The 22013-nt window shown below is 73.7% G+C and carries 18 protein-coding genes and 1 riboswitch; of the genes, 11 read left to right on the top strand and 7 right to left on the bottom strand.

Features of this window, described 5'->3' with window-relative positions:
• Nucleotides 1-16: 16 nt before the first annotated feature.
• The 4 genes from ACZ619_RS03090 to ACZ619_RS03105 form a co-directional block, all read right to left on the bottom strand.
• Nucleotides 17-820 (bottom strand): enoyl-CoA hydratase/isomerase family protein, encoded by an 804-nt coding sequence (locus tag ACZ619_RS03090; protein WP_469593413.1) that lies wholly within the window; start codon nt 818-820, stop codon nt 17-19.
• A 129-nt stretch (nt 821-949) separates the two neighbouring features.
• Nucleotides 950-1168 (bottom strand): helix-turn-helix domain-containing protein, encoded by a 219-nt coding sequence (locus tag ACZ619_RS03095; protein ID WP_046727957.1) that lies wholly within the window; start codon nt 1166-1168, stop codon nt 950-952.
• Between the two features lie 361 nt (nt 1169-1529).
• Nucleotides 1530-3128, bottom strand: coding sequence for an ABC-F family ATP-binding cassette domain-containing protein (locus ACZ619_RS03100; protein WP_469593416.1), 1599 nt, complete (start codon nt 3126-3128; stop codon nt 1530-1532).
• Nucleotides 3129-3220: 92 nt separating this feature from the next.
• The gene (locus tag ACZ619_RS03105; protein WP_469593417.1) at nt 3221-3556 is read right to left on the bottom strand and encodes a hypothetical protein; all 336 of its coding nucleotides are present in this window, start codon (nt 3554-3556) and stop codon (nt 3221-3223) included.
• A 69-nt stretch (nt 3557-3625) separates the two neighbouring features.
• Between ACZ619_RS03105 and ypfJ the strand changes: the two genes are divergently transcribed.
• Together ypfJ and ACZ619_RS03115 are read left to right on the top strand one after the other, a co-directional pair.
• Nucleotides 3626-4516 carry a KPN_02809 family neutral zinc metallopeptidase gene (gene ypfJ, locus ACZ619_RS03110; protein WP_469593419.1) on the top strand — a complete coding sequence of 297 codons (891 nt, stop codon included), beginning with the start codon at nt 3626-3628 and terminating at the stop codon, nt 4514-4516.
• 199 nt (nt 4517-4715) lie between these two features.
• Nucleotides 4716-5129 (top strand): VOC family protein, encoded by a 414-nt coding sequence (locus ACZ619_RS03115; RefSeq protein ID WP_469593421.1) that lies wholly within the window; start codon nt 4716-4718, stop codon nt 5127-5129.
• A 43-nt stretch (nt 5130-5172) separates the two neighbouring features.
• Here the strand turns inward: ACZ619_RS03115 and ACZ619_RS03120 are convergent, their stop codons facing one another.
• The 3 genes from ACZ619_RS03120 to ACZ619_RS03130 form a co-directional block, all read right to left on the bottom strand.
• On the bottom strand, nt 5173-6558 hold the full coding sequence (locus tag ACZ619_RS03120) for a hypothetical protein (RefSeq protein ID WP_469593423.1): 1386 nt from the start codon (nt 6556-6558) through the stop codon (nt 5173-5175).
• A 335-nt stretch (nt 6559-6893) separates the two neighbouring features.
• Nucleotides 6894-8021, bottom strand: a complete 1128-nt coding sequence (locus ACZ619_RS03125; RefSeq protein ID WP_469593425.1) for an alpha/beta hydrolase — start codon at nt 8019-8021, stop codon at nt 6894-6896.
• A gap of 252 nt (nt 8022-8273) precedes the next feature.
• Nucleotides 8274-8945: a class II aldolase/adducin family protein gene (locus tag ACZ619_RS03130; RefSeq protein ID WP_469593427.1), complete on the bottom strand. Its 672-nt coding sequence runs from the start codon at nt 8943-8945 to the stop codon at nt 8274-8276.
• A 276-nt stretch (nt 8946-9221) separates the two neighbouring features.
• Between ACZ619_RS03130 and ACZ619_RS03135 the strand changes: the two genes are divergently transcribed.
• The 9 genes from ACZ619_RS03135 to cobI all read left to right on the top strand — a co-directional run bounded on the left by ACZ619_RS03135 (nt 9222) and on the right by cobI (nt 22003).
• Entirely contained in the window at nt 9222-10466 is a 1245-nt protein-coding gene (locus ACZ619_RS03135) for an inorganic phosphate transporter (protein ID WP_469593429.1), read from the top strand.
• Nucleotides 10467-10484: 18 nt separating this feature from the next.
• A complete protein-coding gene (locus ACZ619_RS03140; protein WP_469593431.1) occupies nt 10485-10712 on the top strand; it encodes a hypothetical protein in 228 nt (75 codons plus the stop codon).
• A gap of 154 nt (nt 10713-10866) precedes the next feature.
• Nucleotides 10867-11006, top strand: a riboswitch (cobalamin riboswitch).
• A 101-nt stretch (nt 11007-11107) separates the two neighbouring features.
• Complete coding sequence (locus tag ACZ619_RS03145) at nt 11108-12049, top strand: cobalamin biosynthesis protein (protein ID WP_469593433.1); 942 nt, start codon at nt 11108-11110, stop codon at nt 12047-12049.
• Nucleotides 12046-13557 (top strand): cobyric acid synthase, encoded by a 1512-nt coding sequence (locus ACZ619_RS03150; RefSeq protein ID WP_469593435.1) that lies wholly within the window; start codon nt 12046-12048, stop codon nt 13555-13557. The genes ACZ619_RS03145 and ACZ619_RS03150 overlap by 4 nt, the downstream gene beginning before the upstream one ends.
• A complete protein-coding gene (cobN, locus tag ACZ619_RS03155) occupies nt 13554-17210 on the top strand; it encodes a cobaltochelatase subunit CobN (RefSeq protein ID WP_469593437.1) in 3657 nt (1218 codons plus the stop codon). Before ACZ619_RS03150 ends, cobN begins: the two co-directional genes overlap by 4 nt.
• Nucleotides 17207-19225, top strand: coding sequence for a putative cobaltochelatase (locus ACZ619_RS03160; RefSeq protein ID WP_469593438.1), 2019 nt, complete (start codon nt 17207-17209; stop codon nt 19223-19225). Before cobN ends, ACZ619_RS03160 begins: the two co-directional genes overlap by 4 nt.
• Nucleotides 19225-19824 carry a cob(I)yrinic acid a,c-diamide adenosyltransferase gene (gene cobO / locus ACZ619_RS03165; protein WP_469593440.1) on the top strand — a complete coding sequence of 200 codons (600 nt, stop codon included), beginning with the start codon at nt 19225-19227 and terminating at the stop codon, nt 19822-19824. The genes ACZ619_RS03160 and cobO overlap by 1 nt, the downstream gene beginning before the upstream one ends.
• The gene (locus ACZ619_RS03170) at nt 19824-21272 is read left to right on the top strand and encodes a cobyrinate a,c-diamide synthase (RefSeq protein ID WP_469593442.1); all 1449 of its coding nucleotides are present in this window, start codon (nt 19824-19826) and stop codon (nt 21270-21272) included. Before cobO ends, ACZ619_RS03170 begins: the two co-directional genes overlap by 1 nt.
• The gene (gene cobI / locus ACZ619_RS03175; protein WP_469593444.1) at nt 21257-22003 is read left to right on the top strand and encodes a precorrin-2 C(20)-methyltransferase; all 747 of its coding nucleotides are present in this window, start codon (nt 21257-21259) and stop codon (nt 22001-22003) included. Before ACZ619_RS03170 ends, cobI begins: the two co-directional genes overlap by 16 nt.
• Nucleotides 22004-22013 lie beyond the last annotated feature (10 nt).

Genomic DNA, 22013 nt, shown 5'->3' on the forward strand with positions numbered 1-22013 from the left:
CCCGCCGGTCCGCGCGTTACTCGCCCACGCCCGCCAGGTCGCGCAGCCGCCGGGCCTGCGCCTGCCGCTCCGCGGCCCGCTGCTCGTCGTACGTACGACCGCCCGCGCCCCGCAGCAGCGCCTTGGTCTCCACCACCGCGTCCCGCGGCGCGGCCAGCAGCGCCCCGGCCAGGTCCCGTGCCGCGGCGTCGAGTTCACCCACGGGCACCGACACGCTGGCCAGCCCGGAGGCCACCGCCTCCGCGGCCTGGACGTAGCGTCCGGTCGCGCAGATCTCCAGCGCCCGGGCGTAGCCCACCAGGGAGACGAGCGGGTGGGTACCGGTCAGGTCCGGCACCAGGCCCAGGCTGGTCTCACGCATGGCGAACTGCACGTCGTCCGCGACGACGCGCAGGTCACAGGCGAGGGCCAGCTGGAAGCCGGCCCCGATGGCGTGTCCCTGCACAGCGGCGATCGACACGATGTCGCTCTGCCGCCACCAGGTGAACGCCTCCTGGTATTCGGCGATGGCCGCGTCCAGCCCGGCGTCGTCACGGCGCGCGAGCTCGATGAAGGTCGGCTCGCCCGGGATCCCCTCCGGCGAGAACATCTGCCGGTCGAGGCCCGCGGAGAAGGACTGTCCCTCACCGCGCAGCACGACGACCCGGACCGACCCCGGCAGCGACCGCCCGGCCTCGGCCAACGCCCGCCACAGAGCGGGGCTCTGGGCGTTGCGCTTGGCCGGGTTGGTCAGCGTCACCGTGGCGAGCGCGTCGTCGACGGTGAGCCGTACGCCGTCCTTGTCGATAACAGGAGCGAGGTCCTGGTCGGGCGAAGCCATGGGACGCCTCCGATGTGTGCGGTCATCACGCAGTGCCGTACGGCATGCTAAGTGACTGCACAGTAACCACCCGGCCGCTCAGCCGAACGACCGGGTGGCCACCATCGAAGCCGATGGGCCGCCCGGGGTCTACGACGCGGCTTTCTTGCCCCGCGTCGCCCCGCCACGCCCACGCAGCGTGACACCCGACTCGCTGAGCATCCGGTGGACGAAGCCATACGAGCGGCCGGTTTCCTCGGCCAGTGCCCGAATGCTCGCACCGGAGTCGTACTTCTTCTTCAGGTCTGCCGCGAGCTTGTCGCGCGCGGCGCCGGTCACCCGGCTGCCCTTCTTCAGAGTCTCGGCCACCCGTGCCTCCTCATGGGAAGTGCGCTCTGGTCCCCTCATGATCACCCCTCCGGGGCGTGATGGCCACCCATTCGGCAAGGTCCGTGAGACATCGTTGTGACGACAGGAGCACATCCCCACGAGTGGAATCTGTGATTCCGGTGAGGATCGTCCGTAGGGCCGAACGGGTTCTTGCCCGAAGTGCCAGGTCAGACACGCGAAGCGGCCGACCCCTTGTCGACAAAGGGATCGGCCGCGAAATCGATGTATGACACACCTCGATACGAGGAGATCTCACACAGATGATGGATCACCGATAGGCCGAATGATCCATAGCCAGTGGATCAGGCATTCGATCAAGCCAGGACGACGGGATCACCCGTCAGGCCAGGGCCACCAGGTCCGCGTAGTCGGCGCCCCACAGGTCCTCGACGCCGTCGGGCAGCAGGATGATCCGCTCCGGCTGGAGCGCCTCGACGGCGCCCTCGTCGTGGGTGACGAGGACGACGGCGCCCTTGTAGGTGCGCAGGGCACCGAGGATCTCCTCGCGGCTGGCCGGGTCGAGGTTGTTGGTCGGCTCGTCGAGGAGCAGGACGTTCGCCGAGGAGACGACCAGGGTCGCGAGGGCGAGGCGGGTCTTCTCGCCGCCGGAGAGGACCCCGGCCGGCTTGTCGACGTCGTCGCCGGAGAACAGGAACGAGCCCAGCACCTTGCGGACCTCGACGAGGTCCATGTCGGGGGCGGCCGAGCGCATGTTCTCCAGGACCGTGCGCTCCGGGTCCAGGGTCTCGTGCTCCTGGGCGTAGTAGCCGAGCTTGAGGCCGTGGCCCTCGATCACCTCGCCGGTGTCCGGCCGCTCCACCCCGCCGAGCAGCCGCAGCAGCGTGGTCTTGCCGGCGCCGTTGAGCCCGAGGATGACCACCCTCGACCCCTTGTCGATGGCCAGGTCGACGTCGGTGAAGATCTCCAGCGAGCCGTACGACTTCGACAGGCCCTCGGCGGTCAGCGGGGTCCTGCCGCAGGGCGAGGGCTCCGGGAAGCGGAGCTTGGCGACCTTGTCGGAGACGCGGACGGCGTCCAGGCCGGCCAGCAGCTTGTCGGCGCGGCGGGCCATGTTCTGCGCGGCGACCGTCTTGGTGGCCTTGGCGCGCATCTTGTCCGCCTGGGAGTGCAGCGCGGCGGCCTTCTTCTCGGCGTTGGCGCGCTCGCGCTTGCGGCGCTTCTCGTCGGCCTCGCGCTGCTGCTGGTAGAGCTTCCAGCCCATGTTGTAGACGTCGATCTGGGCGCGGTTGGCGTCCAGGTAGAAGACCTTGTTGACGACCGTCTCGACCAGGTCGACGTCGTGGGAGATCACGATGAAGCCGCCGCGGTAGGTCTTCAGGTAGTCGCGCAGCCAGACGATCGAGTCCGCGTCGAGGTGGTTGGTGGGCTCGTCGAGCAGCAGGGTGTCGGCGTCCGAGAACAGGATCCGGGCCAGCTCGATACGGCGGCGCTGACCGCCGGAGAGCGTGTGCAGGGGCTGGCCGAGCACCCGGTCGGGCAGGTTGAGCGCGGCGGCGATGGTGGCGGCCTCGGCCTCGGCGGAGTACCCGCCCTTGGTGAGGAACTCGGTCTCCTGGCGCTCGTACTGCCTGAGCGCCTTCTCGCGGGTGGCGCCCTGGCCGTTGGCGATGCGCTGCTCGTTCTCGCGCATCTTGCGGATCAGCACGTCGAGGCCGCGCGCCGAGAGGATGCGGTCGCGGGCGAGGATGTCCAGGTCGCCGGTGCGGGGGTCCTGCGGGAGGTAGCCGACCTCGCCGGAGCGGGTGACGGTGCCGCCGGCCGGGATGCCCTCACCGGCCAGGACCTTGGTGAGCGTGGTCTTGCCGGCGCCGTTGCGGCCGACCAGGCCGATGCGGTCGCCCTTGGCGACGCGGAAGGTGGCGCTCTCGATGAGGATGCGGGCACCGGCGCGCAGCTCGATACCGGAGGCGGAGATCACGGACAGACTCCAGGGCGTACGGGATTTGACGGGTGGGCGGCTGAGGACGTTCCCGCCGTCTATTGCGCGAGGAGAATGGCCATGGGCCAAGTCTAACGGGGCGGCGCAAGCACTTTTCCTGTGCGCGGGTGTTCGTCGCCCGGCCGCGTGCGGTGCGGGGCGACGGGTCCGAGGTCGTCCACGGCCACGAGCTGCGCGGTCCGGGCGCCGTGCGCGCACGGCTGGGCGACGAGCAGGACGGCACCGTGACGCACGGCATGCGCGGGACCGAACGCGCGGCCCGCGCGGGCGCGCAGCAGCCGGCGGAGGTCGCCCTCGGCGGTGCGGTACGCGGCGGTGCGGGCGGGGGTGACGGGGCGGGCGTCCCGCGGCCGAGGGGACGTGGCATCCGGATCGGGCGTCGCCCGATCGGGGGGCGGTGGGGGCACCGGCGGGAAGTGGCGGCCGGAATGGCGCAAGGTGGTGGAGGGGACGGTGCGAGCGGAAGGCGGTGCCCCATGCAGTTCGACGACGACGCGAACCTGGACACCTCCGAGGTGCAGGACGTGCGGGGCAGCCGGATCCCGGGCGGGAAGGCGACCATCGGCGGCGGCCTGGCCGGCCTGATCGCGCTGATCCTCGCCCTGTTCCTGGGCGTCGGCCCCGACCAGCTGGGCCTCTCCTCCGGTGACAGTTCCCCCGCGCCGGCGTCCTCCTCGCTGGCGCAGGTGCAGCGGACCTGCCGTACCGGACAGGACGCGAACACCAAGGACGACTGCCGGATCGTGGCGGTGGTCAACAGCGTGCAGGACTTCTGGACGCAGGAGTTCCGGCAGCGCCGGGGCACCTACACCAGCGCTCCCACGGTGTTCTTCACCGGCCGGGTGGCCACCGCGTGCGGGACGGCGACCTCGGCGGTGGGCCCGTTCTACTGCCCGGGCGACCGCAAGGTCTACCTGGACCTCGGCTTCTTCGACGAGCTGCGGTCCAAGTTCGGGGCGAGCGGCGGCCCGTTCGCGCAGGCGTACGTCGTGGCGCACGAGTACGGGCACCACGTGCAGGACCTGATGGGGACGCTGAGCAGGTCGCAGGACAGCATGACCGGCATGAACAGCAACGCGGTGCGGGTCGAGCTCCAGGCCGACTGCTACGCCGGGGTGTGGGCGCGGCACGCGACGACCACGAAGGACGAGTCGACCGGCCGCCCGCTGATCACCAGCCTGACGGACGAGGACATCAGGGACGGGATGGACGCGGCGGCGGCCGTGGGCGACGACCGGATCCAGGAGCGGTACCAGGGGCGGGTGACGCCGGAGACCTGGACGCACGGGTCGGCGCGCCAGCGGCAGCAGTGGTTCTACCAGGGCTACCGGACCGGGGACATGGCGCAGTGCAACACCTTCCGGTGAGCCGATGAGCCGCCGCGCCGATGAACCGTTGCGCCGTTGCGCCGATGCGCCGATGAATCGATGAGGCGGTGAATCGTTGAGGCGATGGCCCGCGGTGGCCGCATGGCCCCGGGGCGTTGTCGGTGCCGGGTGCCAGACTGGACGGCGGGCCGGACCTGCGGCCGCTTCGGGGGGACCGACGCACGAGGGAGTGATCGGGATGGCAGGCACGAGTGGCGGGCGGCCGAGCATCTATCCGTCGCTGCTGTACACCGACGCCAAGGCGGCGATCAAGCAGCTGACGGAGGCCTTCGGCTTCACCGAGCTGTCGGTGTACGAGGGCGAGGACAACATGGTGCTCCACGCCGAGCTGGTGCAGGGCAACGGCGCGGTCATGCTGGGTTCCCGGGGCCGCGGCGGCCGCTTCGACGCGGCGATGGAGGGCGCGGGCCCGACCGGGGTGTACATCGTCGTGGACGACGTCGACGCACACCACCAGCGGGCCGTCGACCACGGCGCCGAGATCCTGATGCCCCCGACGGACCAGGACTACGGCTCGCGGGACTACATGGCCCGGGACGTCGAGGGCAATGTCTGGAGCTTCGGGACCTACGCCCCGGAGACAGGGGCCTGACCCGCCGGCCCCTCCGCCGCCACCGCCCTCTTCCCTCACGTCGTCAGCCGCCGGTGTGCACCTGGAAGGCGGCCCGGCGGACGGCTTTGGCCAGGGCCGGGTCGGGGTGGGCGGCGGCGAGCGCGACCAGGACCTGCACGGTGCGCGGGTGCCCGACGGCGCGCACCTCGTCGAGCAGCGCGGGCACGGTGGGCTGGAGCGCCGACTCCAGATGGCGCACCAGCAGCGGGGCCTCGCCGTGGTCGGCGACCGCGGCGGCGGTGTCGACCCAGAGCCAGGTGGCCTCCTCGCGGGTGAGCACCTCGTGGGCGTCCTCGGGGTCGACCCCGTCGTGCTCGGCCAGCCAGAGCAGGGCGTACGGCCGCAGGGTGGGCTCGTCGACGACCGAGCGGACGTCGGGTTCGGCGGGGGCGCCGACGACCCGCAGCGCCTCGAAGGCGAGGCCGCGCAGCAGGGCGTCCTCGCCGCGGGCGGCGTCGACCAGTTCGACGACGGCGCTGCCGACGGGCCGGGCGGCGAGCCAGGCGCGGTACTCGGCGCGGGCCGCGTTGGGGCGGAGTTGGGCGCAGCCGCGCAGCATCTCCTCGGCGGCGACCTCGATGTTGCCGGCGGGGCTCTGGGCGGCCACGCAGATCTGCTCCAGCTTGACCCAGACCGCCCAGCTGCCCAGCGGGGTGAGGGTGGCCTGGTCGGCGCCGTAGGTCAGCGCGCCGACGGAGGCGAGGGCGTGCAGGGACCAGTCGAGGAGCGGGGCGAGCTCGGCGTCCTCGGCGGGGGCGGGGTCCTCGGCCGGTGCGTGCTCCGCCGGGTCGGCGTCGGCGGAGCGCAGGGCGGCGAGGGGGGCGGCAGGTCCGGCGGGCCCGGTCTCGTAGGGCACCTCGCAGCGCTCGGTGCGCAGTTCGGTGACCCGCTGCCGCAGCAGGTCCAGGAGCTGCTCGACAGGGACGGGCCCGGCGGACAGCTGGAGGAAGGAGAGCACCTGGGGCATGGCCGAGACGACCTCGGCGACGGCGCCGGCCTCGACGTCCGTGGGCTCAGGATGGGCGAGCGACCAGGCGTCGAAGAGGGCGACCCAGCCGCGCAGCACGGCGCTGTCGTCGCGGTCCCAGGCGCGCAGGCGCCAGCCGGGGCGCGCGCTGTCGCCGTGTACCTCGACCAGGCCGGCGAGCCGGGCGGTGTCCCAGTCGGCGCGGACCTGAGCGGTGGTCAGGCCCAGTTCGTCGGCCGCGCGTTCGGCGGTCGCTTCGGAGAGGGTGGCCTTGCCGTCGGCGGTGGCTCCGTCGCTGCCGGGGCCGAGGGCGGTGTCGGCCCAGTGTGCGACGCGGGCCGCGCCGGCCAGCCCGGAGCGTGCCATTCTGGCCAGCTCGGAGGGGGCCGGGGTGCCCTCGGGCGGGCGGGGGGCGGGGCGGCGCGCGGGCCGCTGGTTCATCGCTCGGGGGGCGGCGGCCAGGGGTCGCGTTCGGACGAGTCGAAGCCTTGAGTCGCGCGGGATACGGGACGTCACGGGTGCAGTCTTCCGGTTGACGGTCCGAAAACCCAAACGGAATGTCACGGCGGGCTACGGGGCTGGCCAACGCACGGGGTCCGACGGGAGGCGAGGAGACATGTTCAGGCCAGTGGTACGGCCTTAAACGGAACCTCCGGAACCGGATGGAATCGGGGCTTCCGGCCCGGATCGGTGCGGGGCCGGGGTGCGGGAAGAATCACATCAGGGGGGCGAGGGGTCGTACGAGGGGGCGAGGGGTCGCATCAAGGGGTGCGGGGTCACATCAGGGGGGTGAGGAACCGGCGCAGGCGCTCCTCGTACTGCTTCGGGTCGGCGTTCCACATCGCGCCGTGCGGGGCGTCCGGCACCGTGTGCAGCGCGACCAGGTCGGGACGCAGGGCGGCCAGCCGGCGGGAGTACACCCAGGGGGCCACCGTGTCGTCCGGGCCGTGCACGATCAGGGTGGGCACGGCGAGCCGGGCCGGGTCGGCGTGGTCGGCGCCGTGGTCGGCGTGGAGTCCGGCACGGCCCTGGGCGGCGCGCACCGCGAGCGGCAGCAGGGGCTCGGGGGTGTGGCGGGCCTGGGCGAGGGCGCGCAGGGTGGCCTCCCAGTCGAGCACCGGGGAGTCCAGGACCAGGCCGCTGACGCGCTCGCGCAACGCGGAGTGGGTGGCGGCGCGCAGCGCCATGGTGGCGCCGGTGGACCAGCCGTGCAGGACGACGCGGCGGGCGCCGTAGCGGACGGCGTAGCGGATCGCCGCGTCGAGGTCGCGCCACTCGCTCTCGCCGAGGTGGCTCAGGCCGTCCTGGGGGCGGGGGGCGCCGAGGTCGCCGCGGTAGGCGAGGGCGAGCACGGGCAGGCGCCTGGCGTGCAGGAAGCCCATGACGTTCATGGCGAGTTCGCGGGTGGCGCCGAGGCCGTGCACCGCGATCACCCAGGTGTCCCGGTAGCCGGGCACGAACCAGGCGGGCAGCGGGCCGAGTTCGCCGGGTATGTCGATGTCGGCGCACTCCAGGCCGAGGGCCGCGCCCGGGTCGCCGATGTGGACGTTGGGGGTGAGCCAGACCTTGTCGCCGCTCTCCAGGCTGCCGTGCGTCACCCGCACCAGCCGTCGTACGACGGTGTCGGCGGTGTCGGCGGCGGACTCCAGGACGGCGCCGACCACCGCGTGCGAGCCGTCGCCGGCCAGGCCGTAGGTGCCGGGGCGCAGCGAGGCGAGATCCCGGGTGAGGGTGATGCGGCCGGCCGCGGTGCCGTGCACGGTGAGCCGGGGTTCGGTGGGCAGGGGCCGGCCGGGCGGCGCCTTCAGCGCGGCGTCACTGGCGAACCGGCCGGCGGCCACACCGGCCGCCCCTGCGGCGAGTACGGCGCCGACTGCGGCGGCCGTGACTTTGACTGGGCGCACCTGTCCAGTGTCGGCTCGGACTTCGGCGGCGGCCAGCGGAGCACGGGAGCACCCGAGGCGCGCAGGGGTACGCGAGCGGGAGCGGGAGGGGTCCGCAAGAGGGTCCGCGAGGGGTGCGGAAGAGGTTCCGCGAGCAGTGCGGAAGAGGTTCCGCAAGCAGTGCGGAAGAGGTTCCGCAAGCGGTGCGGGAGAGGGTCCGCGAGGGGTCCGGGAGGGCCGGACGCCGCCGGAGCCCGGGGACGCGCGGCGGGCTCAGTCCCGGCGCTGCCCGTAGCCCCGCAGGCGGTCCCCGGCCTCGGTGAGCTGCTCGTCCGACAGCAGGCTGGGGGTCAGGCCGGGCACCGAGGACGCCGTCAGCCACAGGTGGCACATCCACTCCAGCTGGGCGGTGCGGTCGTAGGCCTGGGCCAGGGACGTGCCGTAGGTGATCGTGCCGTGGTTCCGGAGGAGGCAGCCGGCGCGGCCGGCCAGGGCGCGGAGCATGTTCCGGGCCAGCTCCTCGGTGCCGTACGTCGCGTACGGGGCGACCCGGACGGTGCCGCCGAGGGCGGCGGACATGTAGTGGACCGCGGGCAGCTCGGGGACGAGGGTCGAGACGGCGGTGGCGTGGACGGCGTGGGTGTGGACGACCGCGACGGCGTCGGTGGCGCCGTAGACCGCCAGGTGCATGGGGAGTTCGCTGGTCGGGACGAGGGTGCCGAGGACCTGGCGGCCGGTGAGGTCGACGCCCGTCACGTCGTCCGGGGTGAGGCGGTCGTAGGGCACGCCCGAGGGCGTGACCAGCACGGTGTCGCCGACCCGGACCGAGACGTTGCCGGAGGTGCCGACGACCAGTCCGTCGGCCACCGTGCGGCGGGCCGTGTCGACGAGGTCCCGCCAGGCCTCGGCCTCCGCCGTGCGTACGTCCCGCTGCTGCTCACCCATGCCCCGATCCTGCCAGCCGTCCCGCCGTCGATCGCGCCGGGTGGCCGGAGACCGGGTCGACCGGAGACCGGGTGACCAGGATCTCGTCCGTGGCCCCGGGCGCCGGCCGAGAGCGTTCACGGCGGGCAGCCGGTCAAGGGGCCACGGGGCGCAGGGCCGTAAGCGGAATGCCGACCCTCCCTCATTGACACCACCATGCCCACCCCAGTTCACCTTCCGTTCACCCAGGTTGCCTACGGTCCAACAGCTGATGACCTCTAAAGATTGTCTGGGTAAATGGAAAGCTTCTCGCTGATCCTCGCGATTGTGGTCATCACCGCACTCGCGTTCGATTTCACGAACGGTTTCCACGACACCGCCAACGCGATGGCCACGACCATCTCGACCGGCGCGCTCAAGCCCAAGATCGCGGTGACGATGTCCGCCGCGCTCAATCTGGTGGGCGCCTTCCTCTCCGTGGAGGTCGCCAACACGATCTCCAAGGGCCTCGTCGACGAGAACGGCATACGTCCCGAGGTCATCTTCGCCGCCCTGGTCGGCGCCATCCTCTGGAACCTCGTGACCTGGCTGGTGGGCCTGCCCTCCAGCTCGTCGCACGCCCTCATGGGCGGTCTGATAGGCGCCACCGTCGCCTCGGCCGGCGTCGGCGCGGTCCACGGCGACGTGCTCGTCACCAAGGTCCTGCTCCCGGCCGTCGCCGCGCCCGTGGTCGCGGGCCTCGCGGCGATGCTCGCCACCCGATTCTCCTACACGCTCTCGAAGAACGCCGAGGGCGAGGCGACCCGCAAGGGCTACCGCGCGGGCCAGATCGCCTCCGCCGGCCTGGTCTCGCTCGCGCACGGCACCAACGACGCGCAGAAGACGATGGGCATCATCACCCTCGCGCTGATCGCGGGCGGTTCCATCGCCCCCGGCTCGAACCCTCCCACCTGGGTGATCCTCTCCGCCGGCCTCGCCATCGCGCTGGGCACCTACATCGGCGGCTGGCGCATCATCCGCACCATGGGCACCGGCCTGACCGACCTCCAGCCGCAGCAGGGCTTCGCCGCCCAGACCAGCGCGGCCACCGCCATCCTGGCCTCCTCCCACCTCGGCTTCTCCCTCTCCACCACGCACGTCGTCTCCGGCTCGGTGATGGGCGCGGGCCTCGGCCGCAAGGGCGGCACGGTCCGCTGGTCCACCGCGACCCGCATGATGGTGGCCTGGGTGCTCACGCTGCCGGCCGCCGCACTGGTCGGCGCCCTCGCCGAGTCCGTGACGGACCTCGGCGACTGGGGCACGGCCCTCGTGGCCGTCTTCCTGGTGGCCGCCAGCGCCACCATCTGGAAGCTGTCCCGCCGCGAGGTCGTGGACAGCAGCAACGTCGTCGCCGAGGAGCCGGCCGGTGTGGTGACCACCGCGATCGCCGCCGTGACCCCGCCGCCCGCCGGCACCGTCTCCGTCACCGACGGCCTGACGGCCACGATCCCCTCCCCCGCCTCCCCCGCCGCCCCCGCGGCCGGCCCGGCCACCACCGTCTGACCCCGAGGAAGAACCGACATGACAATCGACTGGGCAGCCATCGGCTCCGTCTTCGGCGTCAGCCTCGTGGCCACCGTGGGTCTGGTGACCCTCTTCACCCTCGGCATCAAGGGTCTCTCCGCCCGCGAACGGGCCACGGCCCAGGGCGGCTCCGCGGTCCTCGCCGTCACCGCCGCCTACCTCTGCTTCGCGGCCTGCGCGGCCGCCGTGGCCTACGGCATCCACCTGATCGTGGCCAAGGCCTGACCCGGGCCGCCGCGACCACGGGCCGACCAGAGCCCGGAAGGCTCCTCCCCGACCGGTTCGGGGAGGAGCCTTCGGCGTGCCACGGCAGCCCCACCGGCCCCCCGATGTGGGCCTTCGCACACTCTCCCCGCGCAGGTCAACGGCAAGTTGACGGGTCTTCCGGGGGCGTGGTGGACTGCCGAGGCCATGTACGGCGGCAAGAGAGGAAGCCGGTGTGAATCCGGCGCGGTCCCGCCACTGTCACCGGGGTAGGTAGCCCCGGGAGCCAGGAACTCTCACCGCCGGTCTCGTCGAACCAGGGCGTGGACACCCTGAGTGAGGACACAACGCCATGCGCGGCTGCCGTTCGAGGTTCACCACCAGCCCGGCCACCGACCCCACGGCCGGCTGAGCCGATGGGTGCCGATCGCGTCTTCGCGTACGGCGCCGCCGCCGGCCTCCTCGGGGATCTGCTGCTCGGCGATCCGCGCCGCGGGCATCCGGTCGCCGCGTTCGGACGGGCGGCCGGGGCCGTGGAGCGGGTGCTGTGGCGGGACCACCGCGGGTGGGGCGCGCTGCACACCGCCGTGTGCGCCGGCGGCGCCGTGGCCCTGGGGGCGCTGGCCCAGCGGGCCGTACGGCCGTCCGCCACCGCCTCCGCGCTGCTCACCGCCACCGCCACCTGGGCCGTCGTCGGCGGGACCTCGCTCGCCCGGGAGGCCCGAGCCGTCGGACGCGCCCTGGAGGCGGGGGACGTCGAGGCCGCCCGCGCCCGGCTGCCGCATCTGTGCGGACGTGACCCGCAGGCCCTGGACGCCGACGGGATCGCCCGCGCGGTCGTGGAGTCCGTCGCCGAGAACACCAGCGACGCCGTCGTCGGCGCGCTGGTGTGGGGGGCCGTGGCCGGCGTGCCGGGACTGGTGGGGTTTCGGGCCGTCAACACCCTGGACGCCATGGTGGGCCACAGGTCGGCCCGTTACCGGCGGTACGGGTGGGCCTCCGCCCGCCTGGACGACGTGGCCGGCTGGCCGGGGGCACGGCTGACCGCCGTGCTGGCGACGGTCGCCGGCGGCGACGCCCGTGGCGCCGTACGCGCCTGGCGGGCCGACGCGGCCGGGCACCCGAGCCCCAACGCCGGGCCCGTGGAGGCCTCGTTCGCGGGGGCGCTGGGGGTACGGCTCGGGGGGACGCTGTCGTACGGGGGGCGGATCGAGCATCGGCCCGTGCTGAACGGGGAGGGACGCGCGGTGGCGGTCACGGACATCGGTCGGGCGGTGCGGCTCTCGCGCCGCGTCGGCCTGCTCGCGCTCGGCGTGACGGTCGCCGCGCGCCTCGTCGCGAAGGGACGGACGGCATGAACGGCGGGGGTCTCCTGGTGGCCGGCACCACCTCCGACGCCGGCAAGAGCGTCGTCACCGCCGGGATCTGCCGGTGGCTGGTGCGGCAGGGCGTGAAGGTCGCGCCGTTCAAGGCGCAGAACATGTCGCTCAACTCCTTCGTCACCCGCGAGGGCGCCGAGATCGGGCGGGCGCAGGCCATGCAGGCGCAGGCCTGCCGCATCGAGCCGACCGCGCTGATGAACCCGGTGCTGCTCAAGCCCGGCGGTGAGCAGAGCAGCCAGGTCGTGCTGCTCGGCAAGCCGGTCGGCGAGCTGAGCGCGCGGGGCTACCACGGCGGGCGGCAGCAGAAGCTGCTCGGGACCGTGCTCGACTGTCTCGCCGAGTTGCGGGGCACGTATGACGCGGTGATCTGCGAGGGGGCCGGCAGTCCGGCGGAGATCAACCTGCGCCGGACCGACATCGTGAACATGGGGATCGCCCGCAACGCCGGGCTGCCCGTGCTCGTGGTCGGCGACATCGACCGCGGGGGCGTGTTCGCCTCCTTCTTCGGCACCGTCGCCCTGCTCTCGCCCGAGGACCAGGCGCTCGTCGCCGGGTTCCTGGTCAACAAGTTCCGGGGTGACGTCTCCCTGCTGGAGCCCGGCCTCGACATGCTGCACGGGCTCACCGGGCGGCACACCTACGGCGTCCTGCCCTTCCGGCACGGCCTCGGCATCGACGAGGAGGACGGGCTCAGGGTCTCGCTGCGCGGCACCGTACGCGAGTCCAGCACCGCCCCGCCCGTCGGGGAGGACGTGCTGCGGGTCGCCGTCTGCGCCGTCCCGCTGATGTCCAACTTCACCGACGTGGACGCGCTCGCCGCCGAACCCGGCGTCCTGGTGCGGTTCGTGGACCGGCCGGAGGAACTCGCCGACGCCGACCTCGTCGTGATCCCGGGGACCCGGGGGACGGTCCGGGCCCTGGAGTGGCTGCACGAGCGGGGGCTCGCGGACGCGCTGCGGCGCCGGGCCGCCGAGCAGCGGCCCGTCCTCGGCATCTGCGGCGGCTTCCAGATGCTCGGCGAGCGGATCGAGGACGAGGTGGAGAGCCGGCGGGGCCTGGTGGACGGGCTGGGCGTGCTGCCCGTCCGCGTCCGCTTCGCCCGCGAGAAGACCCTCACCCGGCCCGTCGGGGAGGCCCTCGGCGAGCGGGTCGAGGGGTACGAGATCCATCACGGGGTCGCCGAGGTGACCGGCGGAGACGCCTTCCTGGACGGCTGCCGGGTCGGACAGACCTGGGGCACCCACTGGCACGGCTCACTGGAGTCGGACGGTTTCCGGCGGGCCTTCCTGCGCGAGGTGGCGGCCGCCGCGGGCCGCCGGTTCGTGCCGGCCCCCGACACCTCGTTCGCCGGGCTGCGCGAGGAGCAGCTCGACCGGCTCGGCGACCTGATCGAACAGCACGCGGACACGGACGCGCTCTGGCGGCTCATCGAGTCGGGCGCGCCACAAGGACTGCCTTTCATTCCACCGGGAGCGCCCGCATGAGCACAGTGTTGTTGTTGTCGACCGCCGACACCGATCTGCTGGCGGCCCGGGCCGCCTCCGGCGCCGGCTACCGGATCGGCAATCCGACGCGCATCGACGTGGCCCAGGAGCTGCCCGCCCTGATCGACGGGGCGGACATCGCCGTCGTACGGCTGCTCGGCGGCAAGCGGGCCTGGGAGGACGGGCTCGCCGCGCTGCGGGCCGCCGGGATCCCGACCGTGCTGCTCGGCGGCGAGGCCGTGCCGGACGCGGAGCTGATGGCCGAGTCGTCGGTGCCCGCCGGGGTGGTGGCCGAGGCCCTCAGGTACCTCGTCGAGGGCGGGCCCGCCAACCTGCTGGAGCTGACCCGGTTCCTGTCCGACACCGTGCTGCTGACCGGCGAGGGGTTCGACGGGCCGCGGCAGATGCCCGAGTACGGGGTGCACGGCTCGCGGGTCCGCGAGGACGGCCGCCCGACCGTCGGCGTGCTCTTCTACCGGGCCCACGAACTGAGCGGCAACACCGGCTTCGTGGACACCCTGTGCGACGCCATCGAGGCGCACGGCGCCAACGCCCTGCCGGTGTACTGCGGTTCGCTGCGCGGCGCGGACGCCGGGCTGTACGAGATCCTCGCCGGGGCGGACGCGCTGGTCGCCACCGTCCTGGCCGCCGGCGGCACGCACGCCTCCGAGGCCTCGGCCGGCGGCGACGAGGAGGCCTGGGACATCGGGGCCCTCGCCGACCTCGACATCCCGGTGCTTCAGGGGCTCTGCCTCACCTCCTCGCACGCGGCCTGGGAGGGGTCGGACGCCGCCCTGTCCCCCATGGACGCGGCGATGCAGGTCGCGATCCCGGAGTTCGACGGGCGCCTGATCACGGTCCCGTTCTCCTTCAAGGAGCAGGGCCCCGACGACGTCCCGGTGTACGTCGCCGACCCCGAGCGGGCCGGGCGGGTCGCCGGGATCGCCGTGCGGCACGCACGGCTGGGGTACAAGCCGAACGCCGACAAGCGCGTCGCCCTGGTCTTCACCGCCTACCCGACCAAGCACTCGCGGGTCGGCAACGCGGTCGGCCTGGACACGCCCGCGTCGGCGGTGCGGGTGCTGGACGCGCTCCGGGCGGCCGGTTACGACCTCACCGAGTACCCCTCCGAGGGCGACGAGCTGATCCACCGCCTCATCGAGGCCGGCGGCCACGACGTGGAGTGGCTGACCGAGGAGCAGCTGGCCGCCGCGCCCGCGCGGGTGCCGCTGGCGGACTACCGGGAGTGGTTCGCGCAGCTCGACCCCGCGCTGCGGGACGCGATGACCGAGGCGTGGGGCGAACCGCCGGGCAACCTGTACGTCGACGGCGAGGACATCGTGCTCGCCTCCCTGCGGTTCGGGAACGTCGTCGTCATGATCCAGCCGCCGCGCGGCTTCGGCGAGAACCCGATCGCGATCTACCACGACCCGGACATGCCGCCGTCGCACCACTACATGGCCGCCTACCGCTGGCTGGAGCACGGATTCGGCGCGGACGCGGTCGTGCACATGGGCAAGCACGGCACGATGGAGTGGCTGCCGGGCAAGGGCCTCGGCCTGAGCGCCGGCTGCGCCCCGGACGCGGTCCTCGGGGACCTGCCGCTGATCTACCCGTTCATCGTCAACGACCCGGGCGAGGGCACCCAGGCCAAGCGGCGCGGGCACGCGACCGTCGTCGACCACCTGGTGCCGCCGATGGCCCGCGCCGACACCTACGGCGACCTGGCCAAGCTGGAGCAGCTGCTCGACGAGTACGCGCTCGTCTCCGACCTGGACCCGACGAAGGCACCGGCCGTGCGGGCGCAGATCTGGACGCTGGTCAAGGCCGCCGAGCTCCACCACGACCTGCATGTCGACGAGCAGCCACAGGACGGCGACTTCGACGAGTTCGTGATGCACATCGACGGCTATCTGTGCGAGATCAAGGACGTGCAGATCCGCGACGGTCTGCATGTGCTCGGCGGCGGCCCGGTCGGCGAACCGCGGGTCAACCTGGTGCTCGCCGTGCTGCGCGCCTCGCAGGTGTGGGGCGGGCAGGCCAACGCGCTGCCCGGGCTCAGGGCCGCCTTCGCCGCCCATTTCGGGCTCAGCGAGAAGGAGTTGCTCGCCGAGCCGGGGGCGCCGCTGAAGGTGCCGGCCGAGCTGTCGGACCTGGTCGAGGGTCCGTCGCGGTCCGCGGCCGACGCGATCGACCTGCTGGAGCAGCTGTGCCGCCGGGTCGCGGAGGGCATGGAGCTGCGGGGCTGGGCCGCCGACGACAGCCGGGCGCTGGTGCGGGAGGTGCTCGGCACCGAACTGCCGGACGCCGTCGCGGTGCTGGAGTTCGCCTGCCGGGAGGTCGTGCCGCGGCTCGCGCGCACCACGGACGAGATCACGCACATCCTGCGTGCCCTGGACGGCGGTTACGTGCCGGCCGGCCCGTCCGGCTCGCCCACCCGGGGCCTGGTCAACGTCCTGCCCACCGGCCGCAACTTCTACTCGGTCGACCCCAAGGCCATTCCCTCCCGGCTCAGCTGGGAGGTCGGCCAGTCGCTCGCCGACTCGCTCGTGCAGCGCTACCTCCAGGACACCGGCGAGTACCCGAAGTCGGTCGGCCTGACGGTGTGGGGCACGTCCGCGATGCGCACCCAGGGCGACGACATCGCCGAGATCCTGGCGCTGCTGGGCTGCCGCCCGGTGTGGGACGACGCGTCGCGCCGGGTGACCGGCTTCGAGGTGGTCCCGCTCGACGAGCTGGGCCGGCCGCGCATCGACGTCACGGTGCGTATCTCGGGCTTCTTCCGGGACGCCTTCCCGCACGTGGTCGGGCTGATCGACGACGCGGTGCGCACCGTCGCCGAGCTGGCCGAACCCGCGTCGCGGAACCACGTGAAGGCCCACGCCGACGAGGACACCGCCGAGCACGGCGACCGGCGGCGCGCGACCGCCCGCATCTTCGGCTCCAAGCCGGGCGCGTACGGCGCCGGGCTGCTGCCGCTGATCGACGCCCGCAACTGGCGCTCGGACGCCGACCTCGCCGAGGTGTACGCGGTGTGGGGCGGCTACGCCTACGGACGCGGCCTCGACGGCCGGGCGGCACGCGGCGACATGGAGACCGCGTTCAAGCGGATCGCCGTCGCCGCGAAGAACGTCGACACCCGCGAGCACGACCTCGTCGACGCCGACGACTACTTCCAGTACCACGGCGGCATGGTCGCCATGGTGCGCCATCTGACGGGTGCCAACCCCGAGGCGTACGTGGGTGATTCGGCCACGCCCGACCAGGTGCGGACCCGTACCCTCGGCGAGGAGACGCACCGGGTCTTCCGGGCGCGGGTGGTCAACCCCCGCTGGATGGCGGCCATGCGCCGGCACGGCTACAAGGGCGCCTTCGAGATGGCGGCCACCGTCGACTACCTCTTCGGCTACGACGCCACGGCGGGCGTGGTGGACGACTGGATGTACGAGAAGCTCAGCGCGGAGTACGTCTTCGACGCGGAGAACCGCGACTTCATGAAGAAGTCCAACCCGTGGGCGCTGCGCGGGATCACCGAACGGCTCCTGGAGGCCGCCGACCGGGGCCTGTGGGCCGAACCGGACGCGGAGACCCTGGAGCGGCTGCGCGCCACCTACCTGGAACTGGAAGGCGACTTGGAGGGCGACGAACAGTGAGCACCCCCTTCCCCTTTACCGCCGTCGTCGGTCAGGACGACCTGCGGCTGGCTCTGCTGCTGAACGCCGTCTCCCCGGCGGTCGGCGGCGTGCTGGTGCGTGGTGAGAAGGGCACCGCCAAGTCGACGGCGGTGCGGGCCCTCTCGGCACTGCTGCCGGCCGTGGACGTCGTCTCGGACTGCCGTTTCTCCTGCGACCCGGACGCCCCGGACCCGGCCTGCCCGGACGGCCCGCACGAGCCCGGCGCCTTCGAGTCCCGGCCGGCGCGGATGGTCGAGCTGCCGGTGGGCGCCTCGGAGGACCGGCTGGTCGGCGCCCTCGACATCGAACGGGCCCTCGCCGAGGGCGTGAAGGCCTTCGAGCCGGGCCTGCTGGCCGACGCGCACCGGGGCATCCTCTACGTGGACGAGGTCAACCTCCTCCACGACCACCTGGTCGACCTGCTGCTGGACGCGGCCGCGATGGGCGCGTCGTACGTGGAGCGCGAGGGGGTGTCCGTACGGCACGCCGCGCGTTTCCTGCTCGTCGGCACCATGAACCCCGAGGAGGGCGAACTGCGGCCGCAGTTGCTCGACCGGTTCGGGCTGACCGTCGAGGTGGCCGCCTCCCGCGAACCCGACCAGCGGGTGGAGGTGGTACGGCGGCGGCTCGCCTACGACGACGACCCCGCGGGCTTCGCGACGCGCTGGGCCGGCGAGGAGAGCGCCGTACGGCAGCGGATCGTGGCGGCACGGGAGTTGCTGCCGTCGGTGCGGCTGGGCGACGGGGCGCTGCGGCAGATCGCGGCGACCTGCGCGGCCTTCGAGGTCGACGGGATGCGCGCCGACATCGTGATGGCGCGTACGGCGACCGCGCTGGCCGCGTGGGCCGGGCGGACGGACGTGCTGGCCGAGGACGTGCGGCAGGCCGCGCTGCTCGCGCTGCCGCACCGCAGGCGCCGCAACCCCTTCGACGCGCCGGGACTCGACGAGGACAAGCTGGACCGGACGCTGGAGGAGTTCGCCGGGCAGGACGGCAGCGACGACGATCCGGACCCCGACGGTCCTGACGGTCCCGACGGTCCCGGTGGGGGCGGCGGGCGGCCGGGGCCCGACGAGGGGCCGCAGGACGACGGCGGCCCGGACGGCGCCGCCCGGCCGGAGGCCGGCGAGGGCGACGACGTGCCGGGGCAGGCGGGGGGCGGCGAGCAGGCTCCGGTGCGGGCCGCCGAGCCCTTTCGCACCAAGGTGCTGAGCGTGCCGGGGCTCGGCGAGGGGGCCGCCGGGCGGCGGTCCCGGGCGCGCACCGAGCACGGGCGCACCACGGGCGCGCGCCGGCCGCGCGGCTCCCTGACCAAGCTGCACCTGGCGGCGACCGTGCAGGCCGCCGCGCCGCACCAGCGGGCGCGCGGGCGGTCCGGGCCGGGGCTCGTGGTCCGGCGGGACGATCTGCGGCAGGCGACCCGGGAGGGGCGCGAGGGCAATCTCGTCCTGTTCGTGGTGGACGCGTCCGGGTCGATGGCGGCCCGGCAGCGGATGAGCGCCGTGAAGGGGGCCGTGCTGTCGCTGCTGCTCGACGCCTACCAGCGGCGGGACAAGGTGGGGCTGGTGACGTTCCGGGGCTCGGCGGCCGAGGTGGCGCTGCCGCCGACCTCGTCCGTGGACGCGGCGGCGGCCCGGCTGGAGTCGCTGCCGACGGGCGGGCGTACGCCGCTGGCGGCCGGGCTGCTCAAGGCGCACGACGTGCTGCGGGTGGAACGGCTGCGGGATCCCGCGCGGCGGGCGCTGGTCGTGGTCGTGACCGACGGACGGGCCACCGGAGGCCCGGAGCCGGTGGCGCTCGCCGGGCGGGCGGCCCGGCTGTTCGCGGCCGAGGGGGTCGCCTCGGTGGTCGTGGACTGCGAGTCGGGGCCGGTGCGGCTCGGGCTCGCCGCCCAGCTCGCCGGTGAACTGGGCGCGACGGCGGTGACGCTCGACGAACTGCGGGCGGACTCGATCGCCGGACTGGTGAAGGACGTACAGAGGAGGGCCGCGTAATGCCGCAGGGACAGCCGAGTGTCGTGCCCGACGACGGCCTGACGACCCGCCAGCGGCGCAACCGGCCGCTCGTCGTGGTGCACACCGGGATCGGCAAGGGGAAGTCCACCGCCGCCTTCGGGCTCGCGCTGCGGGCCTGGAACCAGGGGTGGCCGATCGGGGTGTTCCAGTTCGTCAAGTCGGCGAAGTGGAAGGTCGGCGAGGAGAACGCGCTGCGGGTGCTGGGCGCCTCCGGCGAGGGCGGGTCCGTCGACTGGCACAAGATGGGCGAGGGCTGGTCCTGGGTCCAGCGCGACGCGCAGATGGACAACGAGGAGAAGGCCCGGGAGGGCTGGGAGCAGGTCAAGCGGGACCTGGCCGCCGAGACGTACCGGCTGTACGTGCTGGACGAGTTCGCGTACCCGATGCACTGGGGCTGGGTGGACACCGACGAGGTGGTGGAGGTGCTGCGGAACCGGCCCGGGACCCAGCACGTCGTGATCACCGGCCGGAACGCGCCGGAGAAGCTCGTCGCCCTCGCCGACCTCGTCACCGACATGTCCAAGGTCAAGCACCCGATGGACGCGGGGCAGAAGGGGCAGAGGGGCATCGAGTGGTGATGTCCTGCGTCCCCCGGCTGGTCGTCGCCGCGCCGTCGTCCGGCAGCGGCAAGACCACCGTCGCCACGGGGCTGATGGCCGCGTTCGCCGCGCGGGGGCTCGCCGTGTCCGCGCACAAGGTCGGACCGGACTACATCGACCCCGGGTACCACTCGCTCGCCACCGGGCGGGCGGGGCGGAACCTGGACGCGTACCTGTGCGGGCCGGAGCTGGTCGGCCCGCTGTTCGCGCACGGCGCGCGGGGGTGCGATCTGGCCGTCGTCGAGGGCGTGATGGGGCTGTACGACGGGGCCGCCGGGGAGGGGGAGCTGGCGTCCACGGCGCAGGTGGCGAAGCTGCTGCGGGCGCCGGTGGTGCTGGTCGTGGACGCGTCCTCGCAGTCGCGGTCGGTGGCGGCGCTGGTGCACGGGTTCGCGTCGTGGGATCCGCAGGTGCGGATCGGGGGCGTGATCCTGAACAAGGTGGGGTCGGACCGGCACGAGGAGCTGCTGCGGGAGGCGCTGGAGGCCGCCGGGGTGCCGGTGCTCGGGGTGCTGCGGCGGGTGGCGCGGGTGGACACGCCGTCGCGGCATCTGGGGCTGGTGCCGGTGGCGGAGCGGCGGGCGGACGCCGTCGAGGCGGTGGCGGCGATGGCCGCGCAGGTCTCTCAGGGGTGCGATCTGGAGGGGCTGCTGGAGCTGGCGCGGGGTGCGGGGACGGTGCCGGGCACGGCCTGGGACGCGGCCGAGGCGCTGGCGTCCCTGCCTGTCCCGGCCCAGGGCGCCGCCGCCCCGTCGGCGGCCTCCGGGTCCCCGGCCCGGCCCGGCCTGCCTCGTCCCCAGGCGCCGGACGGGCCGGAGGGGACGGCTGTGCGGGTCGCCGTCGCCGGGGGGCAGGCCTTCACGTTCTCCTACGCCGAGCACGCCGAGCTGCTCGTCGCCGCCGGTGCCGAGGTGGTGGTGTTCGACCCGCTGCGGGACGAGCGGCTGCCAGAGGGAACGGACGGGCTGGTGATCGGGGGCGGGTTCCCCGAGGTGTACGGCGGTGAGCTGTCGGCGAACGAGTCGCTGCGCAAGGACATCGCCGCGCTCGCGGACCGGGGCGCTCCGGTCGCCGCCGAGTGCGCCGGTCTGCTGTACCTGTGCCGGGAGCTGGACGGGCTGCCCATGTGCGGGGTGCTGGACGCGAGCGCGCGGATGTCGGAACGGCTCACCCTGGGGTACCGGGACGCCGTCGCGGTGAGCGACAGTGTGCTGGCCGCCGCGGGAACGCGGATGCGGGGGCACGAGTTCCACCGGACCGTGGTCGAGCCGGGGGCCGGTGCGGCGCCCGCCTGGGGGGTGCGTACCCCCCGGCCGCACGTCGAAGGTTTCGTACAGCGGAGTGTGCACGCGAGTTATCTGCACACGCACTGGGCGTCCGAGCCCGGTGTGGCCCGGAGGTTCGTGGAGAGGTGCCGGACGTCATGAGCAACAGCAGGCTGGTCGGAGTCGGTGTGGGACCCGGCGACCCCGAGCTGGTGACGGTCAAGGGGGTCAACGCCCTGCGCGCGGCCGCCGTCGTCGTCGTACCGGTGATGGACACCGGTGAGCGGGGGCGGGCGGAGGCCACGGTGCTGCACTACGTGGGCGCCGACAAGGTCGTACGGGTCGTCTTCGCGCTGAACGAGCGCAGTGACCGGGAGCGGCGGGAGGCCGCCTGGGACGCGGCGGGCGCCAAGGTCGCGGAGCTGCTGCGCGAGCACGGGTCCGTCGCCTTCGCCACCATCGGCGACCCGAACGTGTATTCGACATTCACCTATCTCGCGCAGACCATCGCCGAGCTGGTCCCGGACGTGACCGTCGGGACCGTGCCCGGGATCACCGCCATGCAGGACCTCGCCGCCCGCTCCGGCGCCGTGCTCACCGAGGGCACCGAACCGCTGACGCTGGTGCCGGTGACGGCGGGCGCGGCGGTGCTCAAGGAGGCGCTGAGCGGGCCGGGGACGGTCGTCGCGTACAAGTTCGGGCGGCAGGCCGGCGAGGTGGCCGAGGCGCTGCGGGAGACCGGGCGGGTCGAGGACGCGGTGTGGGGGTCGGCGCTGGGCCTGGACGAGGAGTCCATCCGGCCCGCCGCCGAGCTCGACGGCGCCCCGCTGCCGTACCTCTCCACGCTCATCGCGCCCCCGCGCCGGGACGGCGGCAGAGGCGGGAAACTGTGAGCGATCGGCC

The sequence above is a fragment of the Streptomyces sp. NPDC104367 genome, from assembly GCF_055583825.1.

Excerpts from the sequence above, each read along its gene's own strand:
- cobN (WP_469593437.1), top strand. The coding sequence starts at position 13,554 with ATGAGCACAGTGTTGTTGTTGTCGACCGCCGACACCGATCTGCTGGCG.
- ACZ619_RS03115 (WP_469593421.1), top strand. The coding sequence starts at position 4,716 with ATGGCAGGCACGAGTGGCGGGCGGCCGAGCATCTATCCGTCGCTGCTG.
- cobO (WP_469593440.1), top strand. The coding sequence starts at position 19,225 with ATGCCGCAGGGACAGCCGAGTGTCGTGCCCGACGACGGCCTGACGACC.
- ypfJ (WP_469593419.1), top strand. The coding sequence starts at position 3,626 with ATGCAGTTCGACGACGACGCGAACCTGGACACCTCCGAGGTGCAGGAC.
- ACZ619_RS03170 (WP_469593442.1), top strand. The coding sequence starts at position 19,824 with ATGTCCTGCGTCCCCCGGCTGGTCGTCGCCGCGCCGTCGTCCGGCAGC.
- ACZ619_RS03120 (WP_469593423.1), bottom strand. The coding sequence starts at position 6,558 with ATGAACCAGCGGCCCGCGCGCCGCCCCGCCCCCCGCCCGCCCGAGGGC.
- ACZ619_RS03140 (WP_469593431.1), top strand. The coding sequence starts at position 10,485 with ATGACAATCGACTGGGCAGCCATCGGCTCCGTCTTCGGCGTCAGCCTC.
- ACZ619_RS03135 (WP_469593429.1), top strand. The coding sequence starts at position 9,222 with ATGGAAAGCTTCTCGCTGATCCTCGCGATTGTGGTCATCACCGCACTC.
- ACZ619_RS03090 (WP_469593413.1), bottom strand. The coding sequence starts at position 820 with ATGGCTTCGCCCGACCAGGACCTCGCTCCTGTTATCGACAAGGACGGC.
- ACZ619_RS03145 (WP_469593433.1), top strand. The coding sequence starts at position 11,108 with ATGGGTGCCGATCGCGTCTTCGCGTACGGCGCCGCCGCCGGCCTCCTC.
- ACZ619_RS03130 (WP_469593427.1), bottom strand. The coding sequence starts at position 8,945 with ATGGGTGAGCAGCAGCGGGACGTACGCACGGCGGAGGCCGAGGCCTGG.
- ACZ619_RS03150 (WP_469593435.1), top strand. The coding sequence starts at position 12,046 with ATGAACGGCGGGGGTCTCCTGGTGGCCGGCACCACCTCCGACGCCGGC.